Source organism: Streptomyces sp. NPDC059994 (assembly GCF_042737755.1).
Classification (GTDB): domain Bacteria; phylum Actinomycetota; class Actinomycetes; order Streptomycetales; family Streptomycetaceae; genus Streptomyces.
This window is the reverse complement of record NZ_JBHWUR010000221.1, coordinates 1-2,051: the sequence shown is the minus strand read 5'-3', so window position 1 is coordinate 2,051 and position 2,051 is coordinate 1. Positions and strand designations below refer to the sequence as shown.

1 protein-coding gene is annotated in these 2,051 nt (G+C 74.1%); it reads right to left on the bottom strand.

What is annotated here, in order from left to right; all coding sequences use genetic code 11:
- Window positions 1-138: 138 nt before the first annotated feature.
- Window positions 139-1,398 carry an MFS transporter gene (locus ACFWA7_RS39950; RefSeq protein ID WP_385550330.1) on the bottom strand — a complete coding sequence of 420 codons (1,260 nt, stop codon included), beginning with the start codon at window positions 1,396-1,398 and terminating at the stop codon, window positions 139-141.
- Window positions 1,399-2,051 lie beyond the last annotated feature (653 nt).

The following is a 2,051-nucleotide window of genomic DNA, read 5'->3' as shown; positions in this document are numbered from 1 at the left end:
CCGTCGTGGGCTGATCGCTCCCCCAAGTTCTCGGCTTCGCTCGAACAGGGGGGACCCCCATCGCGGCGGAGCCGCAGATGTCACAGCCCCGCGCCCCTGAAGACAGAACGGGGCCCGGCCACCTGTCAGCCCCTCCGGTTACGCCTCCGGGTTGCGGGAGTCGTACCGTGCGAAACGGCGGCGGGTGACGCCGAGCAGCGTCACCGCGAGCACGCACGCGAGGCCGCCGCCGGTGACGGCGACCGTGGGCGAGGCGAGGTCGGCGGTGGTGCCCGCGAGGAAGTCCCCGAGCCGGGGCCCACCGGCGACGACGACGATGAAGACGCCCTGCAGCCGCCCGCGCATCTCGTCCGGCGCGGCGACCTGGAGCATGGTGTTGCGGAACACCATGGACACGGTGTCGGCGCACCCGGCGAGGGCGAGGAAGAGCAGCCCCAGCCAGAGGTTGCGGGTCAGCCCGAACACGGCGATCGCGGCGCCCCACGCGCCGACGGCCAGCAGGATCGCCAGCCCGTGCCGGTGAATGCGGGTAAGCCACCCCGAGAACACCCCGCCGAGCAGCGCCCCGAGCGCGGGCGCGGCGACCAGGAGCCCGGTGGTACGGGCGTCACCGCCGTACCAGAGCGCGGCGACGGCCGGGAACAGCGCGCGGGGATGCGCCAGGATCATGGCGCAGAAGTCGGAGAAGAACGTCATTCGGAGGTTCGGCCGGGTGGCGAGGAAGCGGAACCCGTCGAGGACGGAGGCCCGCTTGGCGGCCGTACGGTCCCGGTCGGGCAGCATCGAGGGCAGCCGCCACATCGCGTACAGGGAGGCGGCGAAGGTGACGGCGTCGATGAGGTACGCCGACTGGTACCCGGCGAACCCGACGATCAGCCCGCCCAGCATCGGGCCGAGCAGCGTCCCCGAGGTCATGGTGATCGAGTTCAGCGCGTTGGCGGCGGGGAGCTGGTCGGGAGGCAGCAGCCGGGGAATCATGGAGGACCGCGCGGGCCCGTTGAGCGCGGCGCACACGGACTGCAGCGCGACGATCCCGTACAGGAACCACACGTGCGCGAACCCGGCGATCGCGGCGGCGGCGAGCCCCGCCGAGAGCACTGCGGACCCGGACGAACTGGCCAGCCCGAGCTTGCGCCGGTCCACGGTGTCCGCGATCGCACCGCCGTACAGCCCGAACACCATCAGCGGCACGAGGGAGAACAGCCCCACGAGCCCCACGCTGAAGCTGGACCCGGTGATGTCGTACACCTGAAGCGAGATCGCCAGGGCGGTCATGCCCTGCCCCACCCAGGAGATGGTGTTGCCGAACCACAGCCGGCGGTAGTCCGGGGAGCTGCGCAGGGGGGTGAGGTCGGCGAGTATTCGCTGTCTGGGCGGGGAGCTGGTGTCGGGGGTCACGGGGGATGCTAACCGGTGTGGGGTGCGCGATTTGTCTGCGGGCCGACTTGGGCTGGTCGCGCAGTTCCCCGCGCCCCCAAGGCAGTTGCTGGGTGGCCGGGGTGCGGCCTTGCCCTGGGGACGCGGATTCGGCTGCGGGTTCGGTTGTGGTTGCTCGCGCAGTTCCCCGCGCCCCTGAAGGCAGGCAGAAGGGGGCCCGGCCACCTTGCAGCCCCTCCGGCGTTCGAGGAGCGGGGCAGGGGCCGCGGGCCCCGCCCTTCAGGGGCGCGGGGCTGCGACATGTGCGGCTCCGCCGCGTGGGCGCGACCAGCCACAGACGGCCCACAGACGAACGGAGTCCGGGGCGCGGGCCCGCAGCCCAACCACCCCAGGCGGGGGCGAAGCCCCGGTGGGGGTACCCGGGGCGCAGCCCCGGTGGGGGTACCGGGGCAGCCCCGTGGGGGTACCGGGGGCAGCCCCGTGGGGGTACCGAGGCGCAGCCTCGTGGGGGTACCGAGGCGCAGCCCCGTGGGGGTACCGGGGGCCCAGCCCCGTGGGGGTACCGGGGGCCCAGCCCCGTGGGGGTACCGGGGGCCCAGCCCCGTGGGGGTACCGGGGGCGCAGCCCCGGTGGGGGTACCGGGGGCGCAGCCCCGGTGAGCGGGGTGCAGGGGC